Below are 25,237 nucleotides of genomic sequence, written 5' to 3'. Positions count from 1 at the left end.
CGGTTGGTTGTTCCCGGGTGCTATCCGGGAGATTCTCCATGCACTGGGTGCTGGTGCGGACTGTTGCGGGGTTGGAAAAGCTGGCGGCTGAAGAAGTCGTCGCGGCGGGGCATCGGGTGGTTGAGATGTCCAAGCGGCAGGTGGTTGTCGAGTGGGCTCCTGGCGGGTCCGGTCCGCCGCGGCTCGCGGACGATGTCTTCGTCGTCCATCGCGCTGCAGTGGATCCCGGACGGACCAGGGATGCGCTGGCGGCGGCGGTTCGGTCGCTGGAGTTGCCGGCGGGGCAGGGCGCGTTCGCGGTCAGTGCGTCGTTCGTCGGAGTACGGAACTTCAACCGGTTCGACGTCGAGGACCTGGTGGGTGCGCGGGTCGGCGGGCGGTACTACTCCCGGCGCGATGGAGCGGTGCCGCCGGCCGAGCGGTCCGAGTGGCGCGTCGTGCTCGACGGGAAGACGTTGTGGGTCGGGCTGCGTCCATACGCCGTACCGCTGCATCGGCGGCCCTGGCGGACGCGAACCGTGCGGGGGAGTCTGCATCCGCCCGTTGCGGCTGCGATGGCGCGGCTCGCGGGGATCGCACGAGACCACCGGGTCGTCGACCCGTTCTGCGGCGCTGGAACACTGCTGCTCGAAGCGCACGCCGTCGAGCCGCGAGCAAGCTACACCGGCATCGACCGAGACCCGGCCGCGATCGCTGCAGCCCACGAAAATGCCGCGGGCGCGGGGATCAGGTGGCGGTGTGGTGATGCGGCCCGGCTGGAGGGGACCGTCGATCGGATCGTCACCAATCCGCCGTGGAACGTGCAGTTGAGCATCGGCGACCTCACGCCGTACCTCCGCCGATGGCACCGAGCGCTCGACGGTCGCCTGGTCGCGATCCTCAACCCGCAGCAGGCCGGCGGATTCGGCCGCGGTTGGCGCGTCGACGCCGTCTACGACCTGTCGGTCGCGGGGCAACATCCGCGGATTGTGGTTGCCGAGCCGTCTCGGTCTTGACATGCGCACCTACCGTTCATAGGTTCCTGCGCATACGTAAGAGCAATCCAAAAATCGCTCATACCAGAGTGCTCATACGTATGAACGTGCAGCCGCTCTAGTTGCAGGAGAAGGCATGAAAGCGCCGAGACAGTCCGACGTCGCCCGGCTCGCGGGCGTCTCGCAGTCCGCCGTGTCCCGGGTGGTCAGCGGGGACATCGACCGGATCCCGGCGGAGACCCAGGAGCGGATCCGGGCCGCGGTGAAGGAGCTCGGGTACGTTCCGAACGCGGCCGCCCGGAACCTCCGCAACAAGCGCAACCGGCTGCTCGGCGTACACACCTTCGAGGCCGTGTTCCCGCATGCACGCGACGACTTCTACTTCGAGTTCCTGCTCGGGATCGAGGAGCGCGCCGAGGAGATCGGGTACGACCTGGTCCTGTTCACCTCGACCGGAACCAGCGACGGCCGTCGCCGGATCTACCGCGACGGCACCAACAGGCTGAACCTCGCCGACGGCACCGTGCTGCTCGGTGCCGCGACCGACCGCGAGGAGCTGGCGCGACTGTGGCACGACGGCTACCTGTTCGTGCACATCGGTCGTCGCGAGGTCGCCGGCGCAGAGATCCCGTGCATCATCCCGGACTATGTCTCGGCGGCGGACCGGCTCGTCACCTCCCTGGCCGAGCGCGGTCACCGCCACTTCGCCTACCTGCACTCGGGGATCGAGCAGGAGGCGTACGCCGATCGCCGAGCCGGCTACCGCAACGCGATCGAGCGGCTCGGCCTGCACGACCGCTCGCCCGGATTCCGCGGCGAACCGGAGCTGACCGAGGAGTGGCTGGTCGGAATGGCGTCCGGGCCCGAGACCGCTGTGGTCGCCGAGACCATCGGCCTGGCCGAGCAACTGCGGATCGGACTGGCAGCGCGCGGATTGAGCATCCCGGCGGATCTGTCGGTCGCGGTACTGGAGGGGTCGGGCGACGAATCCGGTCAGCGCTGGGACTGCCTGGTCGTCCCGCGGAAGGAGATCGGCCGGCTCGCGATCGACGCCCTGGTGGCGCGGATGGAGAACCCGGACGAGGAACCGGTCAGCCGACTGGTGGCCTGTGAGCTGGTGGCCGGCGAAACCGTTGCCGTGCCGCCCCAATCGAAGGAGTGACGGGTGGAACTCGCGACGGATGTGCTGGTCGTCGGTGGCGGTCTCGGCGGGGTCGCCGCGGCGCTGACCGCAGTACGGCTCGGTCACCGGGTCGTACTGACCGAGCCGACCGACTGGCTGGGCGGGCAGCTGACCAGCCAGCTCGTGCCACCCGACGAACACCCGTGGATCGAGCAGTACGCCGCGAGCGGGTACGCCGAGCTGCGCCGCCGGATCCGCGACTACTACCGGCGCAATTACCCGCTGACGCCTGAGGCCGCTGCCGATCCACTGCTCGATCCGGGCCTGGGCGTCGTCAGCCGGTTCTGCCACGAGCCGCGCGTGGCCGCCGCCGTCCTGGATGAGATGCTCGCTCCTTGGCGAGCGTCCGGGCGGCTCCAGGTGTTCCTCGAGCATGAGTCGGTCGCGGCACATGCTGTCGGCGACGAGATCGAGGCGGTGACGCTGCGGGAGGTGCGCAGCGGCGATGAGCTGACCGTGTCCGCGACGTACGTCGTCGACGCGACCGAGCTCGGCGATCTGCTCGAGCTGGCGAGCGTCGAGCACGTGATCGGGGCGGAAGGTCGCGAGCAGACCGGCGAGCTGCATGCGCCGGAGGTTGCGAATCCCCTTGATCAGCAGGCGTTCTCGTGGTGCTTCGCGCTCGAGCACCGGGCGGGGGAGGACCACACCATCGACCGCCCGGCCACTTACGACCACTGGCGGGAGACGGTCGCGCCGTTCTGGCCGGGGCCGCAGTTGTCCTGGAAGGACGTCGTACCGGTCACGCTGGAGCAGCGCGAGTGGAAGTTGCTCGAGGCGAACCCGGATCACCGGGCGCCGTTCTCGCTCTGGCGGTATCGACAAATCCTTGCCGGAAGCAACTTTATCGACAAGGCGATCCCGGACGTCACGGTGGTGAACTGGCCGCAGCTCGACTACTGGGAACAGCCGCTGGTCGGTGGGCCTGACCCGGCGAAGGCACTTGCTGCGAGCCGCGATCTCTCGTTGTCCTTCCTCTACTGGATGCAGACCGAGGGCGGTTATCCCGGTCTGACGCTGCGTCCCGATGTCACCGGTACGGTGGACGGCCTGGCCAAGGCGCCGTACATCCGGGAGTCACGCCGTATCCAGGCCGAGTTCACAGTGCTCGAACAGCACGTCGGCGTCGAGGCGCGACCGGCCGGCGCGGGCAGTGAGGTGTTCGCGGACACCGTCGGCCTCGGTCGCTACCGGATCGATCTACACCCGAGCACAGCGGGGCGGACGTACGTCGACATCGAGGCGTATCCGTTCCAGATCCCGCTCGGCGCGCTGATCCCGGTCCGCGTCGACAACCTCCTGCCCGCGAACAAGAACATCGGCACGACGCACATCACCAACGGCTGCTACCGCCTGCACCCGGTCGAATGGAGCATCGGCGAGGCGGTCGGCGCACTGGTCGCCTTCTGCCTGACCGAAGGCCTGTCGCCACGCAAGGTCCGCAACGATCCGACCCACCTGGCCGACTATCAGCGCCTGCTCGCGGACACCCTGAAGATCCCGCTGGCCTGGCCGGACGAGATCCGCACCCATCGCGAGTGAAGGGACGGTAACCGTCCGTGCGGTTGATCACGTCCGGTGGTCAAGTCGTCACGAATCCTGGATGACGCTCCGAACGAAGCTGCGCGATTCCCCAAGGCACGACAGCATCGAACAAAGGGGAACGGAAAACGCTCTCCGTTGCGGGAGCGACGACAACCACCCAGGGAGTCTCGCGTGGCTCGAACAGACGCACTCAACAGCCTCCAGACGGACCGGACCAATCCGAGCGACAGGGCCGGAGCGACCGGTTCCGGACCACCGGGCACGGCTACCGACAGAAGATTCGGCAGAAGGTCCGGCAGAAGGTCGGGCAGTGGGTCCGGCAGTCGGTCGGGCGGCAAGCCGCTGTCCTGGTGGGCGCGGGCCCGCCGGGACAAGGTCCTGTTGCTGATGGCCCTTCCAGGGCTTGTCCTGCTGCTGGTGTTCCACTACCTGCCACTGCTCGGGAACCTGATCGCGTTCCAGGAGTACCTGCCGTTCGTCCCGTTCGGACGCAGCGCGTGGGTCGGACTGGACAACTTCGCCGTGATCTTCAACGGCGACCAGGAGTTCCTGAACGCCCTCAAGAACACGCTGCTGATCACCCTGGTGCAGGTCATCTTCGTGTTCCCGGCGCCGATCGCGCTGGCGCTGCTGCTGAACAGCCTGCTGTCCGAGCGGATCAAGCGCGTCGTGCAGTCGGTGCTGTACCTGCCGCACTTCCTGTCCTGGGTGATCGTGATCGCGATCTTCCAGCAGATCCTCGGCGGCAGCGGGCTGATCAACAACTTCCTGCGCTCGCACGGGATGGGCACGATCGACTTCCTCGGCAATCCGGACAGCTTCATCGCGCTGCTGACCAGCCAGGTGATCTGGAAGGACACCGGATGGGGAACGATCCTGTTCCTGGCCGCACTGACGCAGATCGATCCCGGGCTGTACGAGGCCGCCCGAGTCGACGGCGCCTCCAGATGGCGGCAACTGTGGCACGTGACCGTGCCCGGTATCCGCGGGCTGATCATCCTGCTGCTGATCCTGCGGCTCGGCGACTCGCTGACCGTGGGCTTCGAGCAGATCATCCTGCAGCAGAACCTGGTGGGCAGACCGGCCTCCGAAGTACTCGACACGTACGTCTACAACAACGGCGTACTCGCGGGCCAATGGGGTGTGTCCGCCGCGGTCGGCCTGGTGAAGGGTCTCGTTGCCGTCGTCCTGGTGCTCGGCGCCAACAAGATCGCGCACATCTTCGGCGAGGCGGGGGTGTATCAGAAATGAGCACGATGCAGAAGGGAATCGACGACGGACCCGCGATGTCATCGCGGGTGCTCAAGACCCTCGTCCTGGTGGTCTGTTGTGCGGTCGTCGTCATCCCGTTCCTCGGGGTCATCTCGACCAGCATCGCCAGCCAGCAACACGTCACGAACTCTGGTGGGTTCGTGCTGTGGCCGGACGCGTTGCACCTGGACGCGTACAAGGCGATCTTCAACGGCGGAGTGGTACAGCGGGCGCTGCTCGTCAGCGTCGTGATCGCGGTCGGCGGCACGCTGATCAGCCTCGCCGGGTCGACCATGCTGGCCTACTCGCTGAGCCGGCCGGGGTCGTTCGGGCAGCGCCCGATCCTGATGATCGTGCTGTTCAGCATCCTGTTCAGCCCGGGCCTGATCCCGAACTACCTGGTGGTGAAGCAGTTCGGCCTGCTCGACTCGCTGTTCGCGCTGATCCTGCCGACGGCGATCAGCGGCTTCAACGTGATCGTGCTCCGCTCGTTCTTCATGGGGATCCCGGACTCGGTGCTGGACTCGGCCCGGATCGACGGCGCCGGCGACTTCCGGATCTTCTGGTCGATCGTGCTGCCGCTGTCGCGGGCGGTGCTCGCGGTCGTCGGGCTGTTCTACGCGGTCGGGTACTGGAACGCGTTCTTCAACGCGATGCTCTACATCAGCGACACCGCGAAATGGCCGCTGCAGCTGGTACTGCGGACGTACGTCATCAACAACACCGAGCTCAGCAGCGGTGATCTCGGTGGCGCTGCGGCCGATCAGCTGCCGCCGCAGGAGTCGATCCAGATGGCGATCCTGGTGGTATCGCTCGTCCCGATCCTGATCGTGTACCCGTTCCTGCAGCGGCACTTCGCCAAGGGCATGCTGACCGGGGCGGTGAAGGGATGAACGTCAGCAGAAGAACCCTCCTCGGCGGGTCGCTGGCGGCGGCCGCCGTCAGCCTCACCGGGTGCTCCACGGTGACCCGCTCGGACGACATCGCGGCGCTGAACAAGCCGGTCGCGCTGCCGACGTACAAACGGTTCGACGGGCCGAAGCCGGACCTGCCGCGGAGTCATCCGTTGATGCCGGACTGCTTCTACCGGTTCCCGGCGAAACCGGCGAAGGTGACCGACGGCGCTCCCGGGGACGGAAGCAAGGTCACCGGTACGACGTTGACGTCGAACCCGATCCCGCCGACCGCGGACCGCAACCCGTACTGGCAGGAGCTGAACCGGCGGCTCGGCACGCCACTCGAGCTGAACATCACCGCGGCGACGGACTATCCGAACAAGTTCGCCACCTCGGTCGCCGGTGACACCTTGGGCGACCTGTTCAACATCGACGGCGGGTTCGCGTACCTGCCGCAGTTCCTGGAGGCACGGGCGCAGGACCTGACCGAGTATCTGTCCGGCGACGCGATCCTTGAGTATCCGTTCCTGGCGAACGCGCCGCAGGCGTCGTGGCGCGGGTGTGTGTTCTCCGGCGGCATCCGCGCCGTGCCGATCCAGCGCGGGGTGATGTCGACCAACACCTTGCTGGTCCGGCAGGACCTGCTGGACAAGCTCGGTGTCGAGCTCGGCTCACCGAACGTCGACGAGCTGCAGAAGGTCGCGAAGGCGGTCACCGACGGGAAGAAGAACCGGTGGGGCTTCGCGGTGCCGCCGACCGCGGCCGTGAGCGCGATGCTCGGCCTGCCCAACGGCTGGGAGGTGCGCGACGGCAAGCTGGTGCACAGCCGGGAACTGCCGGAACACAAGGAGATGCTGGCGATCACCCGGCAGATGGTGAAGGACGGCGTGATCCATCCGGACGGCGTCGCGAAGAACAACCAGAAGGTCTGGTTCACCCAGGGATCGGCGGTGATGACGCAGGACACGTACTCGTCGATCCAGAGCTTCTACCGCCGGGCCACGGACGACAGCTTCAGCATCTCGATCCCGGTTCCGCGGGCCGCGGACGGCAAGGTCGGACGGGTGCTGCTCGGCTCACCGAACAACTCGATCGCCGCGATCCGGCCGAGTTCGCCGGAGCGCACGAAGATGCTGCTGCGGGTGCTGAACTGGATGGCGGCGCCGTTCGGGACGGAGGAGTACCTGTTCCGCAAGTTCGGTCTGCCCGGGCGGCATTACACGCTGAACGGCACCGACCCGGTGCTGACCAAGGACGGCGGCAGCGAGGTCTGCCTCGGCGAGTTCCCGATCCAGTACCTCGCCGACGGGCCGTACCCGGCGTACTTCCCGGGCCATGCCGACGCGGTCGACAACCTGTACAACCATTTGAAGGCGGTGCTGCCGACGGCGATCCTGCCGCCGACGTACGGTCTGTACTCACCGACCCAGTCGACCAAGGGCAAGATCCTCGACACCCGGATGGACGCCATCACCAAGGACATCCAGCTCGGCCGCGCCGACGTCAACTCCTGGGACGAGGCCGTGGCCGACTACCGGAAGTCCGGTGCCGACGCCATCCGCAACGAGTACGAACAAGCCCTCGCCATCCAGGGCCGGAAGTAATCGCCGCTGCCGTCGCATCTCCCCGGAGGTGCGACGGCAGCTGTTTTCGGGCGTCGGGGACAATGGGTCGCGATGACGCTGACTGAGCAACTGCCGGGGACGACTGAGCCTGACGACCTGTACGACGTGTTCGCGCGTTGGGTGGGGGAGCAGGGGATCTCGTTGTACCCGGCTCAGGAAGAGGCGTTGATCGAGGTGATGACCGGGTCGAACGTGATCCTGTCGACCCCGACCGGCTCCGGGAAGAGCCTGGTGGCCACCGGCGCGCACTTCGCGGCGCTCGCGCACGGGCAGCGGACGTTCTACACGGCCCCGATCAAGGCGCTGGTGTCGGAGAAGTTCTTCGCGCTGTGTGACGTGTTCGGCGCGGACAAGGTCGGCATGCTGACCGGCGACGCGTCTGTCAACGCCGGCGCCCCAATCATCTGCTGTACGGCGGAAGTCCTGGCCAACATCGCCTTGCGCGAAGGCTCGGACGCGGACGTCGGCCAGGTGGTGATGGACGAGTTCCACTTCTACTCCGAGCCGGATCGCGGCTGGGCCTGGCAGGTCCCGCTGCTCGAGCTGCCGAAGGCGCAGTTCATCCTGATGTCCGCGACCCTCGGCGATGTCGAGCGGTTCAAGATCGACCTGTCGCGCCGTACCGGCCGCCCGACCGCGATCGTCGCGTCCGGCGAACGCCCGGTGCCGCTGATCTACAAGTACGTCACGACTGCGCTGCACGAGACGCTCGAAGAGCTGCTCACCACCCATCAGGCCCCGGTGTACGTCGTCCACTTCACCCAGGCCGCCGCGCTCGAACGCGCGCAGGCGCTGATGAGCATCAACGTCTCCTCGAAGGAGGAGAAGGACAAGATCAACGAGCTGATCGGCAACTTCCGGTTCAGCAAGGGGTTCGGCCGGACGCTGCAGCGGCTCGTGAAGCACGGCATCGGCGTCCACCACGCCGGCATGCTTCCGAAGTACCGCCGGCTGGTCGAGCAGTTGGCGCAGGCCGGGCTGCTCAAGGTCATCTGCGGTACGGACACCCTCGGCGTTGGTATCAACGTGCCGATCCGGACCGTCGTACTCACGGCTCTGAGCAAGTACGACGGGCGCCGGCAGCGGATCCTCAAGGCGCGCGAGTTCCACCAGATCGCGGGGCGGGCCGGCCGGGCCGGGTACGACACGTCCGGCACGGTCGTCGTCCAGGCGCCGGATCACGTCGTCGAGAACGTGAAGGCGCTGGCGAAGGCCGGCGACGACCCGAAGAAGCAGCGCAAGGTGCAGCGGAAGAAGCCGCCGGAGGGATTCGTCACCTGGGGCGAGGACACGTTCGACCGTCTCGTCGCCGCTGAGCCCGAGGCGCTGCAGTCGCGGATGCGGGTCAGTCACGCGATGCTGCTGAACGTCATCGCGCGCGACGGCAACGCGTTCGCGAGCATGCGGCACCTGCTCCGCGACAACCACGAGGACTCGCGCGCCCAGGTCCGGTTGATCCGGCGGGCGATCCAGATCTACCGCACGCTGCTCACCGCCGGCGTGGTCGAGCGGCTGGAAGAGCCGGACGAGAACGGACGGTCGTTGCGGCTGACCGTGGATCTGCAGAAGGACTTCAGCCTCAACCAGCCGCTGTCGACGTTCGCCCTGGCCGCGCTGGACCTGCTCGACCCGGAGGATCCGTCGTACGCGCTCGACGTGGTGTCGGTCGTCGAGGCGACGCTCGAGGATCCGCGCGCGGTGCTGTGGGCACAGGAGCACCACGCCCGCGGCGAGGCCGTGAACGCGATGAAGGCCGAGGGCATCGAGTACGACGAGCGGATGGAACTGCTCGAGGACGTGACCTGGCCGAAGCCGCTCAATGAGTTGCTTGAGGCAACGTTCGAGATGTACCGGCAGACGCACCCGTGGATCGCGGACACCGGGCTGTCGCCGAAGGCCGTCGTCCGCGACATGTTCGAGCGGGCGATGACGTTCGGGGAGTTCATCGGGTTCTACGGATTGGCACGGTCCGAGGGGGTCGTACTGCGGTATCTGAGCGACGCGTACAAGGCGCTCAAGCAGACCGTGCCGCCGGACAAGGTGAACGAGGATCTGACCGACCTGATCGAGTGGCTCGGCGAGGTCGTCCGGCAGACCGACTCCAGCCTGCTGGACGAGTGGGAGGAGCTGACCAACCCCGCCGACGAGCCGGAGGCGGAGGTCACGCCGACCGGCCCGCGCCGGATCACCTTGAATACCAGGGCTTTCCGCGTCCTCGTCCGCAACGCGATGTTCCGCCGCGTCGAGCTTCTGGCCCTGCACCGCTGGGCCGAGCTAGGCCAACTCGACGCCGACGCCGGCTGGGACGCCGCCCGCTGGGCCGAGGCCGGCACGGCGTACTACGCCGAACACGACGTGGTCAACACCGGCCCAGCCGCCCGCGGGCCGGCCCTGTTCCTGGTCGAGGAACACCCCGGCTACTGGGAGGTCCAGCAAATCATCGACGACCCCGAAGGCAACCACGACTGGCGCATCAGCGCGTCAGTAGACCTGACCGCCTCCGACGAAGCCGGAGACCTCGTGCTGGAACTCGCGTCGTTCAAGCCGTTGTAGGCCACTCCACGTCGACCTCGGTTTCGGCTTCGTAGTCGACGGCTGGTACGTCGAAGCCGTAGAGGCGGCGTACTTCGGAGAAGAACCAGGCGGTGTCGGCGACGTCGGCGATGGTGGTTGCGGTCGCGGACTCCCACTGCTTGCGTACCTCGGACTGGACCTCGTCGGTGAGTTCCCAGCGGTCGAGGCGGATGCGGCCTTCGTCGTCGAGGTCGAGCGGGGCCTCGCCGGTGAGCTGGTCCCAGAGGGCGATCGACTGCTGCACGGGAGTCTGCAGGCCGTGGACCTTGTGGAGGATGCTGACGTACAGGCCGATGCCGGGGATCGCGGACGAGGCCTGGGTGACGGCGGCGCCGTTGACCGAGGTCATCGCGCTCACACCGTCGGCGGCCAGCTTCAGCGCGGTCTGCTCGAGGTCGGCCTTCGCCGCGCCGATCGAGCCCTGGCGGTAGATCGGCCCGGTCAGCTCGGAGCCGATATAGGTGAGCGCGACGGTGTTGAAGCCGGGCTTGAGCAGCTCGCGCTCCTGGACGGCAGTGATCCAGCGGGACCAGTCCTCGCCGCCCATCACCTTCACGGTCTGGGCGATCTCGTCCTCGGTCGCGACGTCGATCCCGACCTCCTGCAGCACCGGCTCGCCGTCCTCGAACGCGAGGCTCTTGGTGGTGTACGGCTCGCCGATCGTCTTCAGCGCCGACTGGTACGTCTCACCGTTGCGCGGGTCCACCCGCCGCGGCGCGGCGACGCTGTAGATCAGGTGGTCGATCCCGCCGAGCTCCGCGACCTTGTCGAGTACGTCGTTCTTCGTGTCGTCCGCAAACGCGTCCGCGTTCACGAAGCTCCACGACCGCCCGAGCTCCTCGGCCAGCGCCGCGGTCTCCGCGGTGCGATACCAGCCCGCGGTCGCCGTACGTCGAGCGGTCGGCGCCTTCTCGAAGGACACGCCGATCCCGTCGACGCCGTACCGTGCCAGGCCGGCGATCGTCGTGGCCAGCCCGTACCCCGAGCTCGACCCGATGACGAGCGCCGTACGGCGACCCGGAGTCCGCGGCTCGACCTCCGCCGCCATCTCCCGGACCACCCGCGCGCATCCCGCGGGATGCGAATCGAGAAACAGAAAACCCCGTCCAACCGGCCGCACCACGCGCTCACTCATGCGTCAGACCCTAACCCGCCCGTCCGCCGCCGGGTTATGTGACGGCTGACGCGCTACAGGGCGCCAGCGGCAAACAACCCGCCGGCGGTCGGGTCAGTTCCAGTACATTTCCGCGTCGTCGGGCTCGACCACGACGTCGGCGCCGAGGCGGCGGAGGTTGCCCGCGAAGTCGGTGTAGCCGCGGTGCACGTGGTGTGCGGCGGACACCAAGGTCTCGCCCTCGGCCGCAAGGCCGGCGAGCACCAGCGCGGCGCCCGCTCGGATGTCAGAGGCGACCACAGGCGCACCGGACAGCCGCGGTACGCCGCGGACCACCGCGTGATGCCCGTCGGTCTGGATCTGAGCGCCCAGCCGCGTCAGCTCCTGCGCGAACGTGAACCGGCCCTCGAACAGGTTCTCGGTGACCATCGCCGCGCCGTCGCTCAACGCGTTCAGCGCGATCACGAACGCCTGCAGGTCTGTGGCAAACCCGGGGTACGGCAGCGTGACCACATCCACCGGCTTCGGCCGGTCGTGCATCCGGACCCGGAAGCCCGGGTTCAGCGCGGTGATCTCGGCGCCGGCCCGGTGCAGCTTGTCGAGCGGCAGCTCCAGGTGCTCCGCGTGGCCGTTCGCGATCGTGATGTCACCCTTGGTGATGGCGGCCGCGAACGCCCAGCTCCCGGACACGATCCGGTCCGGTACGACGGTGTGGTCGACCGGGTTCAGCAGCCCGTCGACGCCGGTGATCTCGATCCGCGGTGAGCCGGCGCCGTCGATCTGGGCGCCCATCTCGACGAGCATCTGGGCGATGTCCTGGATCTCCGGCTCGCGGGCGGCGTTCTCGATGATCGTCGTGCCCTTCGCGAGCACCGCCGCCATCATGATCGTCTCGGTCGCGCCGACGCTCGGGAAGTCCAGCCACACCTCGGCGCCGTGCAGCCCCTGCGGCGCCTCGGCGATGACGAAACCGTGCTCGATATGGACCTTCGCGCCCATCGACTCCAGGCCGGCGACGTGCATGTTCAGCCCGCGGGAGCCGATGTTGTCGCCGCCCGGCAGCGCGACCTCCGCCTGACCGCAGCGGCCCAGCAGCGGGCCGAGCACCGAGATCGACGCGCGCAGCTTGCGCACCAGGTCGTAGTCGCACTGGTGCTTGACCGTCGCCGGCACCGCGATCGTCGCGAGCCGGCCGTCCGGGTCGACCTTCACCGAGCACCCGAGGGTGTCCAGCAGTTGGGCCATGAATGTGACGTCCAGGATCCCCGGCACCTGCCGCAGCGTCGTCGTACCCTCCGCCAGCAGCGCAGCCGCCATCAGCTTGAGCACACTGTTCTTCGCCCCGGCCACCTCGACAGTGCCGTCGAGCCGTGCCTCACCTGCGATCCGAAACCGTTCCACCGGTCGACTGTAGCGTTTGACCGAGTCGGGCTTTGCGTAGAGTCCTGGCATGGCTGTGAACTTGACGCGGATCTACACGCGCACCGGTGACGCCGGCGAGACCCGCCTGGGCGACAATTCCACGACCTCGAAGACGGATCCGCGCCTGGCGGCGTACGGCGAGGTGGACGAGGCGAACTCCGCGATCGGTGTGGCCATCGCGGCCGGCCACCTGAACAGCGCGATCGTGGTGCTGCTCACCCGGATCCAGAACGACCTGTTCGACGTCGGGGCCGATCTGTGCAACCCGATCTCGCCCGACCCGGAGTACCCGCCGCTGCGGATCACCCAGGACTACATCGACCGGCTCGAAGGCTGGTGCGACGACTACAACGGTCGTTTGACCAAGCTCCGCTCGTTCATCCTGCCCGGCGGGACCGAGGGCGCCGCCTACCTGAACGTCGCCCGTGCGGTCGTACGCCGTGCCGAGCGGGCCGGCTGGGCCGCCGTCGAGGCGCACGGCCCATCCGTCAACCTGCTGGCGATCACGTACCTGAACCGCCTGTCCGACCTGCTCTTCATCCTCGGCCGCGTCGCCAACCTGTCCTCCGGCGGCGACGTCCTCTGGGTCCCGGGCGGCGAGCGCTAGCTGATCTCCCAGTTGAAGGGCATCCGCAGTACTCCGGCCGGCGGGAGCCCCAGTGCGCTGTAGAGACCGGTGGCCAGGCCGTCGAGGGTCAGCGGCGCCGCGCTGACGGCCAGATCATCGGTCGTGGTCGCCGCGCGCAGCTGGCTGAGCAGATTCCGATGCGGTACGGCGGTCACGCCGATCTCGTCGCGGTCCAGACCGGCGCGGTTGCAGGCGAGCATCAGCGCGTGCTGGAACCCGCCCAGCTCGTCCACGAGCTTGTGGCCGTGCGCGTCGGCGCCGGTCCAGACACGTCCGCGGGCAAGCGCCTCCAGCCGCTCTTCGGGCAGTCCGCGGTCCTGGGCGGCCTTGGCGACGAAGTCCTTGTAGATGCGGTCGAGTGTCTCCTCGAGCCGCGCCCACTGCTCGTCGGTGAACTCTTCCTGCGCGGAGTACATCTGCGCGTTCGCACCCTCGGACACAGCGTCCCGTGAGATCCCGATCCGGCCCAGTGCATCGCGTACGACGCCTTTGCCGGTCAGCACGCCGATCGACCCGGTGATCGTGCCGGGCTCCGCAACGATCACGTCGGCCGGCATCGCCACGAAGTACCCGCCTGACGCGGCCACGCTGCCCATGGACGCGATTACAGGTCGTCCGGTCGAGCGGAGCCGCAGTACCTCGTTGCGGATCGCGTCGGAGGCGACGTACGAGCCGCCGGGGCTGTCCACTCGCAGTACGACGGCCTTGACGTGCTCGTTCTCGGCCACGGCACGCAGTGCGGCGCCGACGGTGTCGGAGCCGGACCCTGGGCCGCCCATGGGGCTGTTGGAGTTGCGGCCGACCGAGATGCCGCCGGTCACGCGGACTACCGCTACCAGTGGCTTCTGCGGCCAGGGAAGTGTCTTGCGCAGGTCCTCGAGACTGCGCGGACCACGCCGGATGTACCGCTCGGCCAGCAGCCGGTCGTCGTACTGGAGCTGTTTCTCGAGCTCGTCGTACACATCGGACCGGTAGCCGAGTCGATCGACCAGTCCGGCGTCCAGACCGTCCTGTGCGGGCAGCGGTGCCGTGTCGACGAGCTCTCGCACCCGAGCGGTGTCCAGACGCCGCCGTACGGCGATGCCCTCGACGATCTGCTCGTACGCCGACTCCGCGAGCCGCGACGCCATCTCGCGACCTGGCTCGGTCATCTCCTTCTCGGTGAACGTGTCCGCCGCCGTCTTGTACTCACGCCGCTTGCCGAACTGCGGGATCACACCCGCCTTGTCCAGCGCATCGCGGATGAACACGGCCTGCACCGTCACACCGGTGATCGCCAGGTCACCGGACGGCTGCAGCCAGATCTCGTCGAACGCGGTCGCCAGGTAGTACGGCACCGTGCCCTGACCGGACTCCCCGAACGATTCGGTCCAGGCGACCGCGGGCTTCCCCGACGTACGGAAGTCGGCCACCGCCTCGCGCAGCTCCTGCACCTGCGCCAACGAGAGCCGATGGCCGCCCAGGTGGGCGACCACGCCGACGACCGAGTCGTCCCGCGCGCCCTTCCGCAAGGCAGACACCAGCTCGCGCAGCGTCGGCAGATGACGGGCCCGGAAGGCCGCCACCGGAGAGGCAGGCGGCGTCTCGAGAACACCACGGGTCAGATCCAGCTCAAGCAGAGTCCCCATACACCGACCCTAGACGCTGGACCCAACCGGTCAGCGGATGGCCGCGGACGGCGGAGTCGGCCTTTCGTCGGTCCAGCCGGACTCCAGGACGACGGTCGAGCCGGGCTTCGGCCCGCCGATCGTGGAGCTCAGGAGCCGACCGGTGGTCGGGTCGATGATGTACGTCGCCCCGCTCCAGGACAGGCTGGTCCGGTTGCTGCCCGGCTTGTTCACTGCGGCGGTGATGCTGACCTCGGTGCCGACGCGGCCGAGCGGGTCCTTCACCTTGGTGCGGACGTGCGTGCCCGGCAGTGCGGCGAGCACCCGGAGAGCGGCGCCGCGGAGCTTCGGGGGAGCGGGCATCTCGAACAGGAGCCGGCCGGCCGCCGCGAAGACGGCGTACTCGCGATCGGCTGCCGACCCGGTCGTGCCGGCGGAGTTGGCGAGGTACTGGTAGAGCTGGACCGGCTTGGTGGGGAGGGCCGCGATCTGTTCGGCGCTGAGCGGTTTGTCGCCGGTCAGGTAATACCCGAGCGGGACGTCGCTGAACGACATCTTGTTCACCACAGGTACTCCGTCGGACATGGTGATCGGAGTGCGCTCGTACGGCAGCTGCCAGGACGTCGGTGACCCCTGCGCGCGCCACTTCGCGACGTCGGCCGGGCTCGCGAGCTGATAGCCGAGGTTCACCCAGCCGAACCAGGACTCCACGCCCGGCTTCATCGGCATCCAGCTCTCGATGATCGACCGCCGCTCCAGCGTGTACTTCGGGTTGCCGACCCGCGTCGTCGGGTTCAGCTGCAGACTGCGCACCCGGTAGTACTTCCCGGACACCTTCTCGTCCTCCTCCTGGCGTACCGCTGCCGCGATCAGCACCTCTGCTGCCGCGGTCAGCCGAGGCGCAGTAGTAGTCGTCGCGCCACTCGGCATTGACGACCCACCGCCCGTGCCTCGCCCCACGACCAGCACGCCACCTAGCCCTACTACCGCCACCAGTGCAGTGGCTGCGGTAACAGCCGTCCCGAGCCACCCTGCGCGCACAAAGCTCGTGAAGGACCCGGCCGGCTTGGCCTGGTGGATCAGCTCGTCCACCTGGCGCCGGGCGGCGTCGGTCGCCTCCGGCGTCGGACCGTCCGCTTCCGGGAACGCCTTCCGCAGTACGTCGAACTCGTTCATGCCGGGTCCTCCGCGGGGTTCGTCACGGCCGCCCGTACTACCCGACGTGCACGGGACAACCGCGAGCACACCGTCCCGTACGCGATCCCCAGTGCCGCCGCCACCTCGTCGTACGTCAGCTGTCCGAGCGCCACAAGCAACAGGACCTCCCGGTCCTTGGCGTTCAGCTTTGCCAACGCGGCTGCCAGTTCAGGAGAGGCCCCCTGCGCGGTCACTTGTGCGGCGACCCGGTCCTCATGTGTCGCGGCCGGGACCGGCAGTGGCAGCTTCGCCGCTGCACGCCATGCCCGTACCTCGTCGCGGCGGTGCCGGCGGATCAGATTGGTCGCGATGCCGTACAGCCACGCCCGCACCACACCGTTGCGCCGGTCGAACCGCGCACGCTGCCGGAACGCGATCAGGAACGTCTCGGCGGCCAGATCGTCGGCGACGTCGCTCCCGAGCCGGCGGGCGACGTACGAGTGCACCTGGCTGAAGTACCGGTCGAAGATCGCCGCGAACCGCTCCGGCTCCTGCACCGACGCCTCGAGCTCCCACCCGTCGTCGTGCGCGGGTACGGCATCAGAGTCCACCTGCGCAGGAATTGTCAGAGCCACGGTGGAAGGACGCCCGAGAGCGCTCTCCGGATGACAGCCGGAGAGGATCAGGCGAGCTGGTTCAGGCGAGCTGGTTCAGGAGTGGTCGAGCAGCCCGCGGGCGGCGGCTTCGTCGCGCGGCCAGACGTAGATGGTCCAGCCGTCCTTGGTGTGGGCAGCGGTGGCCTTGATGCCGAAGTCCTTGAGCCGCGACACGAGCACGCGGGCCTCGTTGTAGTTCGCCACCGTCCGGATGTCGGTGAGCAGGCCGAACGCATCCCGCTCGGCCGGGCTGTGGTCGACGCGCCGGACCAGCGAGCCGCCCTTGGCCTTCGAGAAGGCCCAGCGGCACAGCAGCACCATCACGCCGGCCAGGGCGAGAGCCACCACCGGGAACAGGAAGTAATGCTCGGCGAACACGGACACCATTGTCTCGCGAAACAAAAGATCCTGAGGTCTTGGCAACCTTCCGTGTCTCCGGGGAGTCTGTACCATCAACACCCCAGCACGACCCAGTACTACTCAGCACCACTCAGCACCACCCAGCACAACTCAGTACGACTCAGTACGACGCTGCCACGCGGCCGATCACTCGGGGGCCGCCGGAAGAGCGGAGGGCACGGACATGCTCGCACCGACCCACAGAACATCAGCTGAGCCCGACAACGTCATACACCTGACCGGCATCCTCGACGTGCGGTCCGTCGGTGACGTCCGCCAAACTCTCAACCACCTGATCGACACCTCCGACGGCGACGTGATCGTCGACCTGGAGGAGGTCGACGCGGTCGATGCGACCGGCCTCGGCCTCCTGGTCGCCACCCACCGCCGTACCCAATCCCTAGGCCGCCAACTGGTCCTCTGGCACCCCCTGCCATCGGTCATCCGCATCCTCGCGGTAACCCGCCTCCACCGAGTCCTCAAGGTCGAGCGAACACCCTTACCACTCAGCGCCTGAGTGTGATCCACGCCCCTGGTGACGCCAGTCACGAGAGGCAGACTCACAAGGGCACACAGTCCTACTCTCGGGTACATGGCGACCTCGGATCGACCCTGGGTGATGCGCACGTACGCGGGCCACTCGTCGGCGGCGGAGTCCAACGCGTTGTTCCGCCGGAACCTGGCGAAGGGGCAGACCGGGCTGTCGGTCGCGTTCGATCTGCCGACGCAGACCGGGTACGACGCGGATCATCCGCTGGCGAAGGGTGAGGTCGGCAAGGTCGGCGTACCGGTTGCGCATCTCGGCGACGTACGGGCGTTGTTCGACCAGATCCCGCTCGCGCAGATGAACACGTCGATGACGATCAACGCGACCGCGATGTGGTTGCTCGCGCTGTACCAGGTCGCCGCCCAGGAGCAGGGCGCCATGCCGGAGGAGCTGACCGGTACGACGCAGAACGACATCGTGAAGGAGTACCTGTCGCGCGGGACGTACGCGTTCCCGCCGGACGCGTCGCTGCGGCTGACGACCGACCTGATCGCGTACACGGTCGCGCAGATGCCGAAGTGGAACCCGATCAACATCTGCAGCTACCACCTGCAGGAGGCGGGTGCCACGCCGGTGCAGGAGCTGGCGTTCGCGCTGTCGACGGCGATCGCCGTACTCGACCGGGTCCGCGACGGCGGACAGGTGCCGGCCGAGCGGTTCGGGGACGTCGTCCAGCGGATCTCGTTCTTCGTGAACGCCGGCGTGCGGTTCATCGAGGAGACGTGCAAGATGCGCGCGTTCGTGCAGCTGTGGGATCAGCTGACGCTTGAGCGGTACGGCGTGACGGATCCGAAGGCGCGGCGGCTGCGGTACGGCGTACAGGTGAACTCGCTCGGCCTGACCGAGGCGCAGCCGGAGAACAACGTGCAGCGGATCGTGCTCGAGATGCTCGGGGTCACGCTGTCGAAGAACGCGCGGGCGCGGGCGGTGCAGCTGCCGGCGTGGAACGAGGCGCTCGGCCTGCCGCGGCCGTGGGACCAGCAGTGGTCGCTGCGGATGCAGCAGGTGCTGGCGTATGAGAGCGACTTGCTCGAGTACGACGACATCTTCGACGGATCGCACGTGATCGAGGCGAAGGTCGACGAACTGGTCGCGGGCGCGCGCGAGGAGATCGACCGGGTGCAGGCGATGGGCGGCGCGGTCGCCGCCGTCGAGAGCGGGTACTTGAAGCAAGCGCTCGTCGCGTCGCATGCCGAACGCCGCCAGCGGATCGAGTCCGGCCAGCAGGTCGTGGTCGGCGTGAACAAGTTCGAGAACACCGAGCCGTCACCGCTGACCGCCGACCTCGACACCGCGATCCAGACCGTCGACCCTGCGGCCGAGTCCGCTGCGCTGTCGTCCTTGCAGAGCTGGCGTGCCTCGCGCGACGCCTCTGCTGTCGAGGTCGCGTTGGGCAAACTGCGTGCGGCCGCGAAGACCACCGACAACCTCATGCCCGTCACGCTCGAGTGCGCTCGCGCCGGTGTGACGACGGGGGAGTGGGCCGGGGTGCTCCGTGAGATGTACGGCGAGTATCGCGCGCCGACAGGCGTGTCCGGTTCGGTCGGCGTGTCAGGAGGCGGTGCCGAGATCGCCGCCGTCCGCGCGAAGGTCGCCGCCACCTCGGAGGAACTCGGCGGCCGTCTCCGCCTGCTCGTCGGCAAGCCGGGTCTGGACGGCCACTCGAACGGCGCCGAACAGGTCGCGGTCCGCGCGCGCGACGTCGGCTTCGAGGTCATCTACCAAGGCATCCGCCTCACCCCCGAACAGATCGTCGCCGCCGCCGTCGCCGAGGACGTCCATTGCGTGGGTCTGTCCATCCTGTCCGGCTCCCACATGGAGCTCGTCCCGCAGGTCGTCGCCGGCCTCCGCGAGGCAGGCCTGGAGGACGTCCCGGTAGTAGTCGGCGGCATCGTCCCGGACACCGACGCCAAGTCCCTTCGCGCCGCGGGCGTAGCCGCCATCTACACGCCGAAGGACTACGACCTCACCGGCATGATGGCCGACGTGGTCCAAGTAATCCGCCACGCCAACAAGCTGTAGGGCGGGCGTGGTAGAAGGAGTACATGACCGTGACGACTCGTAAGCTCTCGAATGGAACTGAGATCCCGGTGTTCGGACTGGGGGTCTGGCAGGTTGACGACGGCGCGCAGACTGAGCGCGCTGTCACCTGGGCGCTCGAGGCCGGTTACCGGCTGATCGACACGGCCCAGGCGTACGGGAACGAGGCCAGTGTCGGGAAGGCGATCCGCGAGAGCGGCGTCCCGCGGGAAGAGATCTTCCTGACGACCAAGTTCTACCCCGGCGGCAAGGACGCGCGGGTCGAGGCTGAGAAGAGCCTCGAGAGACTCGGCATGGAGTACGTCGACCTGTACCTGATCCACTGGCCGCAGGGCGGGCCGACCTGGGCGTGGCCCGGCATGGAGGCTGCGGTGGAGGCCGGGCTGACCAAGGGCATCGGCATCTCGAACTTCGGCGCCGACGAGATCCAGGAGCTCTCGAAGGTCGCGAACATCCAGCCCGCCGTGAACCAGATCCAGTTCAGCCCGTTCGAGTACCGCGCCGCGCTAGTCGCCGCCGGTGAGCAGGCCGGCATCGTCTCGCAGGCGTACAGCCCGCTCGGCACCGGCCGGCACCTCGACGACCCGGCCATCGCCCGGATCGCGGAGGCCACCGGTCACACTCCGGCGCAGGTCCTGATCCGTTGGGCGATCCAGAAGGGGCTCTCGGTCATCCCGAAGTCCGTCCACCAGGACCGGATCGTCGAGAACTTCAACGTCTTCGACTTCGAGCTCGACGACGCCGCGATGGCCGACCTCGACGCCCTCGACACCACGAACCGCACCGCGGACGCCCTGTCCAGCAGCGGGAAGTGGTGGTCCTGATCCAGGAGGTACTGCGTGAGCCCGCGAAGGCGGCGGTCTTCCTGGTGCTCGCGGTGCGTCCCGGATCCGAGGACACCGCGCGGGCCCTGCTGGAGGACGTCGCCGGGCTCACGCGTGCCGTCGGGTTCCGTGCGCCGAACGACCAGCTGAGCTGCGTCGTCGGCATCGGCGCGTCCGCGTGGAGCCGGCTGTACCGTGCGCCGGCTCCACGCGAGCTGCATCCCTTTCGTGCGTTGTCCGGCGCGAAGCACAGCGCGCCGGCGACGCACGGCGACCTGCTGTTCCACTTCCGCGCCCGCCGCCTCGACCTGTGTTTCGAGCTCGCCCGCCAGGTGATGGCGCGGCTGGCCGGCCACGTGAAGGTGCTCGACGAGGTACAGGGCTTCAAGTACTTCGACGAGCGCGACCTGCTCGGTTTCGTCGACGGCACTGAGAACCCGACCGGAGCCAAGGCGGTCGCGGCGATCACGGTTGGCGACGAGGACCCGGCGTACGCCGGCGGCAGCTATGTCGTCGTACAGAAGTATCTGCACGACCTCGACGCATGGCAGGCGCTGCCGATTGCCGAGCAGGAGCGCGTGATCGGCCGGGAGAAGATCAGCGACATCGAACTGTCCGACGCGGACCAGCCGGCCAACTCGCACGTCGCCGCCACCACGATCGTGGACCCGGACGGCACCGAGCGGCAGATCGTCCGAGAGAACATGGCCTTCGGCTCGCCCGGGGCGGCCGAGTTCGGCACGTATTTCATCGGGTACGCCGCCACGCCGGACGTGATCGAACGGATGCTGCACCGGATGTTCGTCGGTGAGCCACCCGGGAATCACGACCGGATCCTTGACTTCTCGACCGCGGTCACCGGCAGTCTGTTCTTCGTGCCGACCGCGGAGTTCCTCGAAGACCCGTCGCCGGCGCCCGCCGCGACCACGCCCGCCAGAACTGCTGGGAACCCTGCGGACGGATCGCTCGGAATCGGCAGCCTCAGAAGGAGTCGCACATGACGAACAACCTGCACCGCGAGCTGGCCCCGGTCTCGGACGCCGCCTGGGGCGAGATCGAGGAGGAGGCTCGCCGTACCTTCACCCGCGACATCGCCGGCCGCCGGGTGGTCGACCTGGTCGGTCCGTCCGGACCGGAGCTGTCCTCGGTCGGCACCGGCCACCTCGAATCGGTCGTGGCGCCGGGCGACGGCGTGATCGCGCACCGGCGGCTGTCCCAGCCGATCATCGAGCTGCGCGTACCGTTCACCGTCACCCGGCAGGCCGTCGACGACGTGGAGCGCGGCGCGAAGGACTCCGATTGGCAGCCGGTCAAGGACGCCGCGAAGCAGATCGCGTACGCCGAGGACCACCTGGTCTTCCACGGCTCCGGCGCCGCCGGGATCGAGGGTCTCGCGCCGAGCAGCTCGAACGACGTCCTCGCGTTGCCGTCCGAGACGAAGGATCTGCCCGACTCCGTCGCCCAGGCGCTGCGCGTCCTGCGACTCGCCGGGGTGGACGGGCCGTACAGCCTGTTGCTGTCCGCCGACCTGTACACCGCGGTCGCCGAGACGACCGACCACGGCTACCCGATCCGCGATCACCTGGCCCGGCTCGTCGGCGACGGCGAGATCATCTGGGCGCCGGCTCTCGAAGGCGCCCTGCTGGTGTCGACGCGCGGTGGTGACTACGAGCTGCACCTCGGCCAGGACCTGTCGATCGGCTACCTGTCCCACGACGCCGACACCGTCGAGCTGTACCTGCAGGAGTCGCTGACGTTCCTCGCGCTGACGTCGGAGTCCAGCGTCGTGTTGCGCGGCTGATTCCGTTCTCAGGAGTCGAGGAGCTCGGCGAGGACGGCTGCCTGGCTGATCGAGAAGTCCTTTGTCGCGGTCAGCAGCGTCAGCGTGCCGTTCCCGGCGAGCTCGCGCAGTTGGCCGAGGGCGGCAGCACGGACCGGATCGTCGAGCTCGGTGCGGTACCGGCGCGCGAACTCGTCGTACCGGCTCGGGTCGTGCCCGTACCACTCGCGCAGTTCGGTGGACGGGGCAACGTCCTTGCACCAGTCGTCGATCCGCGCCTTCGACCGGCTGAGCCCGCGCGGCCACAGCCGATCGACGAGCACCCGCTGCCCGCCGTCGTCCTCCACCGGGTCGTACACCCGCCGAACCCTTACCGCCATCAGCCCTCCTCCAGAGGAAACTTAGGAAGCCACGGTAGTTCGTTGGGGTGCTGTGGTCGCCGGTGTGGTCGCGGCCATCGCGGAGGAGTCGCGGCGTCCAGAGGCCGAGGACGGCGACCATCAGGACCAGCAGGACGGCGCTGACGAACGTGGTGATGTCACCACCACCCCAGCATGCCGTACCGTGCCGACAGAGCGCGGCTCAGGCCGTGATCAGCCGGCGGTCTTCTCCTTGATCAGGTCCTCGACGGCCTTCGGGATCGTGGTCTCGAAGTCGAGCAGCTTGGCCCAGGTCGGAGTGATCGTGATGACGGCCATCTCGTCGTACAGGCTCTGGACGCCGGCGGCCCAGTCCGGGTACTGCTCGTCGGTCATCACCTTGTGGCCGGCGGTCAGGTAGCCCTCCGGGACGCCCTGGACCAGTTCCACCGAGGCGGTGCCGCGGATCAGCAGGACCTTGGGCGGGAAGGCGCCGGTGTCGATGGTCAGCGCGACCTTCGGGTTCTTGCGGAGCGCCGCGACCTTGGCGGACTTGGGCACGGTGGCGACCAGGATCTGCTCGCCCTCGACCCAGAAGCCGATCGGGATGACGCGCGGGTCGCCGTCCAAGCCGTCGTAGGCGAAACGCGCCGGCTCGGAGCCGTTGAGGAGCTGCTGGGCGTACGGCTTGGCGAGGATCTCGGCGATCTGCTGCTGGTTCATCTCGGTCTCCGATCTGAGTGGGTTCTCATCAGGGGGACGGAGCCGTCCCGTGCTTCTCGACATCGATAGGTTGGCGAATCGTGGAAAGTTTTGACTTCGGTCCAGGACGTGTCCAGCTGTTCGACGACGGTGCAGTGGCGCAGATCGTGCACCCGGACGGCCGTGCGGTGCTGCTGGACGAGGGAGCGGTGCACGACAGCCTGCATGCCTGGGGCAAGGGATTCGTGATCACCGACCGGGCGGCATACCGTTTCGACAGCCCCGCGTTCACCCGGTGGCGGAGCAGCGGCATCGACCTGCTGTACCGGTTCGGTGAGCTGGAGCTCCGGGTCGGCCGCCGGTTCGGCGAGCACTGGACCGAGACGTACGAGCTCCGGAACACGAGCACCGAGCCCATCGAGATCGGCTCCCTCGCGATCAGCACGCCGTACCGCGACGTCTACACGTCCAGCCGCGAGAGCCTCACGGGTGCTGTGCACGCCCATGTCTGGACGGGTGGCGCGGACGCGTGGGTCTGGGCGGTGCCGATGGACGGCAGCGGACCCGGGCTCGGTCTGCAGTTGAAGGAAGGCGAGCTCTGGGCCTACTCCGTCGAGTCCCGCGAGCCTGGCACCAGCAGCAACATCCGCGGGCACATCTACCTCCACGTCACCGACCACGCCCGCGCACCCCATGCGATGGGAGGCCAGCAGACCATCACGTTCGAGCCTGGCGCCTCGTACCGGTGGACCTGGCAGATCGGTTGGTATACCGATCTGCCTGCCTTCCACGCGGACCGTCAACCACTCATCGGAGCCGACCGGCTGGCAGCTGAGGTCGCCGAGCCGATCCAGCTCCACGACGGCCGCGAGATCGCCGCTACCGAGCCCGGCCTGACGTACGTCGAGTCAGTCGACGGCAGATCCCGGATCGCCGTCCTCTTCCACGAACCGCTCCAGCAGATCGCTGAACGCCGCGTCCGCTTCATCCTCGACCACCAACGTCGCCCCGAGCTGGATGGCAATCGCAAGTACGCCTTCGTGCCGTACGACAACGACAGCGGGCTGACCGTCCTGTCCGGTGCGTGGCGAGACTGGTCGGATGCGCGTGAACGAGTCGGGATGGCCCTTCTCCTGCAGGAGGTCCGCGACCGCGATTGGGGCGATCGCGCCGAGTTGGACGAGGCGCTCAACGGCTACGAGCAGTTCGTCCGCGAGTACCTGCTCGATGACGCCGGCACGATCCAGGACGACAGCGTCCACCAGAGCGCCGTACGCCTGTACAACTTCCCGTGGTTCGCGCGTTTCCTGCTCGGCCAGGGCGACCGTGCCGGCGCGACCCGCATCCTCAACCGGTACTACGAACTCGGCGGCGACCACTTCCTCGCGTTCGACCTCGGCCCGTTGCTCAGCGAGCTCGGTCTCCGCGAGCACCTGATCCGGCATACCAAAACCTTCATCGGGTACGGCGACGAGCTGCCCCCGCACGAGGTCAACTACGAGCAGTCGATGGTTGCCCCGCTCCTCGAGCTGCTCGTTTCGGCATACCAAATCGCGCCGGACGAGATCGACGGCGCCGAGCTGACCCGCCGCCTGCCCTGGCTGACCGCGTTCGCCGCCGACCAGCCCGACGTGCGGCTGCGGCATGTTCCGATCCGGCACTGGGACGGCTACTGGTTCGGCCGGCTGCGGTTGTGGGGCGACGTCTTCCCGCACTACTGGTCGGCGCTCAGCGCGGTCGTGTACGCCGCCTGGCCGCGCGAGCTCGTGACGCCCGAGCAGGCCGCCTGGCTCGACGCCGCCGAAGACGCCATCCTCCGCGCGAACCTGGTCAGCTTCAGCGCGGACGGATCGGCGACCTGCGCGTTCGTCTACCCGAGCTGCGTCAACGGCCAGCCCGCGCACATCGCCGACCCCCTCGCCAACGACCAGGACTGGGCCCTGGTCTACGCCTTGCGCCTACTCAGCCGCTAAG

22 protein-coding genes are annotated in these 25,237 nt (G+C 68.2%); 14 read left to right on the top strand and 8 right to left on the bottom strand.

The window, feature by feature from the left end; genetic code table 11:
• The first annotated feature begins 38 nt into the window (after nt 1-38).
• The 7 genes from AB0J62_RS30250 to AB0J62_RS30220 all read left to right on the top strand — a co-directional run bounded on the left by AB0J62_RS30250 (nt 39) and on the right by AB0J62_RS30220 (nt 10,027).
• Nucleotides 39-995, top strand: coding sequence for a methyltransferase domain-containing protein (locus tag AB0J62_RS30250; protein ID WP_363878142.1), 957 nt, complete (start codon nt 39-41; stop codon nt 993-995).
• Between the two features lie 115 nt (nt 996-1,110).
• Nucleotides 1,111-2,136, top strand: a complete 1,026-nt coding sequence (locus AB0J62_RS30245; protein WP_363878139.1) for a LacI family DNA-binding transcriptional regulator — start codon at nt 1,111-1,113, stop codon at nt 2,134-2,136.
• A gap of 3 nt (nt 2,137-2,139) precedes the next feature.
• The gene (locus AB0J62_RS30240; RefSeq protein WP_363878137.1) at nt 2,140-3,699 is read left to right on the top strand and encodes an FAD-dependent oxidoreductase; all 1,560 of its coding nucleotides are present in this window, start codon (nt 2,140-2,142) and stop codon (nt 3,697-3,699) included.
• Nucleotides 3,700-4,089: 390 nt separating this feature from the next.
• Nucleotides 4,090-4,953, top strand: coding sequence for an ABC transporter permease subunit (locus AB0J62_RS30235; RefSeq protein ID WP_134111698.1), 864 nt, complete (start codon nt 4,090-4,092; stop codon nt 4,951-4,953).
• Complete coding sequence (locus AB0J62_RS30230; RefSeq protein ID WP_363878134.1) at nt 4,950-5,846, top strand: carbohydrate ABC transporter permease; 897 nt, start codon at nt 4,950-4,952, stop codon at nt 5,844-5,846. Before AB0J62_RS30235 ends, AB0J62_RS30230 begins: the two co-directional genes overlap by 4 nt.
• On the top strand, nt 5,843-7,453 hold the full coding sequence (locus AB0J62_RS30225) for a hypothetical protein (RefSeq protein WP_363878132.1): 1,611 nt from the start codon (nt 5,843-5,845) through the stop codon (nt 7,451-7,453). Before AB0J62_RS30230 ends, AB0J62_RS30225 begins: the two co-directional genes overlap by 4 nt.
• 72 nt (nt 7,454-7,525) lie before the next feature.
• Nucleotides 7,526-10,027 carry a DUF3516 domain-containing protein gene (locus AB0J62_RS30220; protein ID WP_363878130.1) on the top strand — a complete coding sequence of 834 codons (2,502 nt, stop codon included), beginning with the start codon at nt 7,526-7,528 and terminating at the stop codon, nt 10,025-10,027.
• Here AB0J62_RS30220 and fabV read toward each other — a convergent pair.
• Nucleotides 10,014-11,183, bottom strand: coding sequence for an enoyl-[acyl-carrier-protein] reductase FabV (gene fabV, locus AB0J62_RS30215; RefSeq protein WP_363878128.1), 1,170 nt, complete (start codon nt 11,181-11,183; stop codon nt 10,014-10,016). The two genes, AB0J62_RS30220 and fabV, sit on opposite strands and share 14 nt — an antisense overlap.
• Before the next feature lie 93 nt (nt 11,184-11,276).
• On the bottom strand, nt 11,277-12,563 hold the full coding sequence (gene murA / locus AB0J62_RS30210) for a UDP-N-acetylglucosamine 1-carboxyvinyltransferase (RefSeq protein WP_363878125.1): 1,287 nt from the start codon (nt 12,561-12,563) through the stop codon (nt 11,277-11,279).
• Nucleotides 12,564-12,612: 49 nt separating this feature from the next.
• On the opposite strand from murA, the gene AB0J62_RS30205 reads away from it, so the two are divergent.
• Nucleotides 12,613-13,191, top strand: coding sequence for a cob(I)yrinic acid a,c-diamide adenosyltransferase (locus AB0J62_RS30205; RefSeq protein ID WP_363878123.1), 579 nt, complete (start codon nt 12,613-12,615; stop codon nt 13,189-13,191).
• Here the strand turns inward: AB0J62_RS30205 and sppA are convergent.
• The 4 genes from sppA to AB0J62_RS30185 all read right to left on the bottom strand — a co-directional run bounded on the left by sppA (nt 13,188) and on the right by AB0J62_RS30185 (nt 16,999).
• Nucleotides 13,188-14,840 (bottom strand): signal peptide peptidase SppA, encoded by a 1,653-nt coding sequence (gene sppA, locus AB0J62_RS30200; protein ID WP_363878121.1) that lies wholly within the window; start codon nt 14,838-14,840, stop codon nt 13,188-13,190. The genes AB0J62_RS30205 and sppA overlap by 4 nt on opposite strands.
• Nucleotides 14,841-14,870: 30 nt before the next feature.
• Nucleotides 14,871-15,995: a CU044_5270 family protein gene (locus AB0J62_RS30195; protein ID WP_363878119.1), complete on the bottom strand. Its 1,125-nt coding sequence runs from the start codon at nt 15,993-15,995 to the stop codon at nt 14,871-14,873.
• Nucleotides 15,992-16,591 (bottom strand): RNA polymerase sigma factor, encoded by a 600-nt coding sequence (locus AB0J62_RS30190; RefSeq protein WP_363878117.1) that lies wholly within the window; start codon nt 16,589-16,591, stop codon nt 15,992-15,994. The genes AB0J62_RS30195 and AB0J62_RS30190 overlap by 4 nt, the downstream gene beginning before the upstream one ends.
• Nucleotides 16,592-16,666: 75 nt before the next feature.
• The gene (locus AB0J62_RS30185) at nt 16,667-16,999 is read right to left on the bottom strand and encodes a hypothetical protein (RefSeq protein ID WP_363878115.1); all 333 of its coding nucleotides are present in this window, start codon (nt 16,997-16,999) and stop codon (nt 16,667-16,669) included.
• A gap of 196 nt (nt 17,000-17,195) precedes the next feature.
• On the opposite strand from AB0J62_RS30185, the gene AB0J62_RS30180 reads away from it, so the two are divergent.
• From AB0J62_RS30180 to AB0J62_RS30160, 5 genes are all read left to right on the top strand, one after another.
• Entirely contained in the window at nt 17,196-17,528 is a 333-nt protein-coding gene (locus AB0J62_RS30180; protein WP_134111336.1) for an STAS domain-containing protein, read from the top strand.
• A 75-nt stretch (nt 17,529-17,603) separates the two neighbouring features.
• The gene (locus tag AB0J62_RS30175) at nt 17,604-19,580 is read left to right on the top strand and encodes a protein meaA (protein ID WP_363878112.1); all 1,977 of its coding nucleotides are present in this window, start codon (nt 17,604-17,606) and stop codon (nt 19,578-19,580) included.
• 29 nt (nt 19,581-19,609) lie between these two features.
• The gene (locus AB0J62_RS30170; RefSeq protein ID WP_363878110.1) at nt 19,610-20,422 is read left to right on the top strand and encodes an aldo/keto reductase; all 813 of its coding nucleotides are present in this window, start codon (nt 19,610-19,612) and stop codon (nt 20,420-20,422) included.
• Nucleotides 20,410-21,423: a Dyp-type peroxidase gene (locus AB0J62_RS30165; RefSeq protein ID WP_363878108.1), complete on the top strand. Its 1,014-nt coding sequence runs from the start codon at nt 20,410-20,412 to the stop codon at nt 21,421-21,423. The genes AB0J62_RS30170 and AB0J62_RS30165 overlap by 13 nt, the downstream gene beginning before the upstream one ends.
• Nucleotides 21,420-22,223, top strand: coding sequence for a family 1 encapsulin nanocompartment shell protein (locus tag AB0J62_RS30160; protein ID WP_363878105.1), 804 nt, complete (start codon nt 21,420-21,422; stop codon nt 22,221-22,223). The genes AB0J62_RS30165 and AB0J62_RS30160 overlap by 4 nt, the downstream gene beginning before the upstream one ends.
• A gap of 8 nt (nt 22,224-22,231) precedes the next feature.
• On the opposite strand, the gene AB0J62_RS30155 is transcribed toward AB0J62_RS30160, so the two are convergent.
• Together AB0J62_RS30155 and AB0J62_RS30150 are read right to left on the bottom strand one after the other, a co-directional pair.
• Complete coding sequence (locus AB0J62_RS30155; RefSeq protein WP_363878103.1) at nt 22,232-22,582, bottom strand: DUF488 family protein; 351 nt, start codon at nt 22,580-22,582, stop codon at nt 22,232-22,234.
• 213 nt (nt 22,583-22,795) lie between these two features.
• Entirely contained in the window at nt 22,796-23,284 is a 489-nt protein-coding gene (locus AB0J62_RS30150) for a pyridoxamine 5'-phosphate oxidase family protein (RefSeq protein WP_363878101.1), read from the bottom strand.
• Nucleotides 23,285-23,364: 80 nt separating this feature from the next.
• Between AB0J62_RS30150 and AB0J62_RS30145 the strand changes: the two genes are divergently transcribed.
• Nucleotides 23,365-25,236 carry a hypothetical protein gene (locus AB0J62_RS30145; RefSeq protein ID WP_363878099.1) on the top strand — a complete coding sequence of 624 codons (1,872 nt, stop codon included), beginning with the start codon at nt 23,365-23,367 and terminating at the stop codon, nt 25,234-25,236.
• Nucleotide 25,237: the final 1 nt, after the last annotated feature.

It is taken from the genome of Kribbella sp. NPDC049584, assembly GCF_040675555.1.
Classification (GTDB): domain Bacteria; phylum Actinomycetota; class Actinomycetes; order Propionibacteriales; family Kribbellaceae; genus Kribbella.
This window is presented reverse-complemented; position numbering and strand designations above follow the sequence as displayed.

What these genes read in the sequence shown, in the direction of transcription:
- AB0J62_RS30250 (WP_363878142.1), top strand. Translation starts at nt 39, where the DNA reads ATGCACTGGGTGCTGGTGCGGACTGTTGCGGGGTTGGAAAAGCTGGCG.
- AB0J62_RS30245 (WP_363878139.1), top strand. Translation starts at nt 1,111, where the DNA reads ATGAAAGCGCCGAGACAGTCCGACGTCGCCCGGCTCGCGGGCGTCTCG.
- AB0J62_RS30235 (WP_134111698.1), top strand. Translation starts at nt 4,090, where the DNA reads ATGGCCCTTCCAGGGCTTGTCCTGCTGCTGGTGTTCCACTACCTGCCA.
- AB0J62_RS30230 (WP_363878134.1), top strand. Translation starts at nt 4,950, where the DNA reads ATGAGCACGATGCAGAAGGGAATCGACGACGGACCCGCGATGTCATCG.
- AB0J62_RS30225 (WP_363878132.1), top strand. Translation starts at nt 5,843, where the DNA reads ATGAACGTCAGCAGAAGAACCCTCCTCGGCGGGTCGCTGGCGGCGGCC.
- AB0J62_RS30220 (WP_363878130.1), top strand. Translation starts at nt 7,526, where the DNA reads ATGACGCTGACTGAGCAACTGCCGGGGACGACTGAGCCTGACGACCTG.
- fabV (WP_363878128.1), bottom strand. Translation starts at nt 11,183, where the DNA reads ATGAGTGAGCGCGTGGTGCGGCCGGTTGGACGGGGTTTTCTGTTTCTC.
- AB0J62_RS30205 (WP_363878123.1), top strand. Translation starts at nt 12,613, where the DNA reads ATGGCTGTGAACTTGACGCGGATCTACACGCGCACCGGTGACGCCGGC.
- sppA (WP_363878121.1), bottom strand. Translation starts at nt 14,840, where the DNA reads ATGGGGACTCTGCTTGAGCTGGATCTGACCCGTGGTGTTCTCGAGACG.
- AB0J62_RS30195 (WP_363878119.1), bottom strand. Translation starts at nt 15,995, where the DNA reads ATGAACGAGTTCGACGTACTGCGGAAGGCGTTCCCGGAAGCGGACGGT.
- AB0J62_RS30185 (WP_363878115.1), bottom strand. Translation starts at nt 16,999, where the DNA reads ATGGTGTCCGTGTTCGCCGAGCATTACTTCCTGTTCCCGGTGGTGGCT.
- AB0J62_RS30180 (WP_134111336.1), top strand. Translation starts at nt 17,196, where the DNA reads ATGCTCGCACCGACCCACAGAACATCAGCTGAGCCCGACAACGTCATA.
- AB0J62_RS30175 (WP_363878112.1), top strand. Translation starts at nt 17,604, where the DNA reads ATGGCGACCTCGGATCGACCCTGGGTGATGCGCACGTACGCGGGCCAC.
- AB0J62_RS30160 (WP_363878105.1), top strand. Translation starts at nt 21,420, where the DNA reads ATGACGAACAACCTGCACCGCGAGCTGGCCCCGGTCTCGGACGCCGCC.
- AB0J62_RS30155 (WP_363878103.1), bottom strand. Translation starts at nt 22,582, where the DNA reads ATGGCGGTAAGGGTTCGGCGGGTGTACGACCCGGTGGAGGACGACGGC.
- AB0J62_RS30150 (WP_363878101.1), bottom strand. Translation starts at nt 23,284, where the DNA reads ATGAACCAGCAGCAGATCGCCGAGATCCTCGCCAAGCCGTACGCCCAG.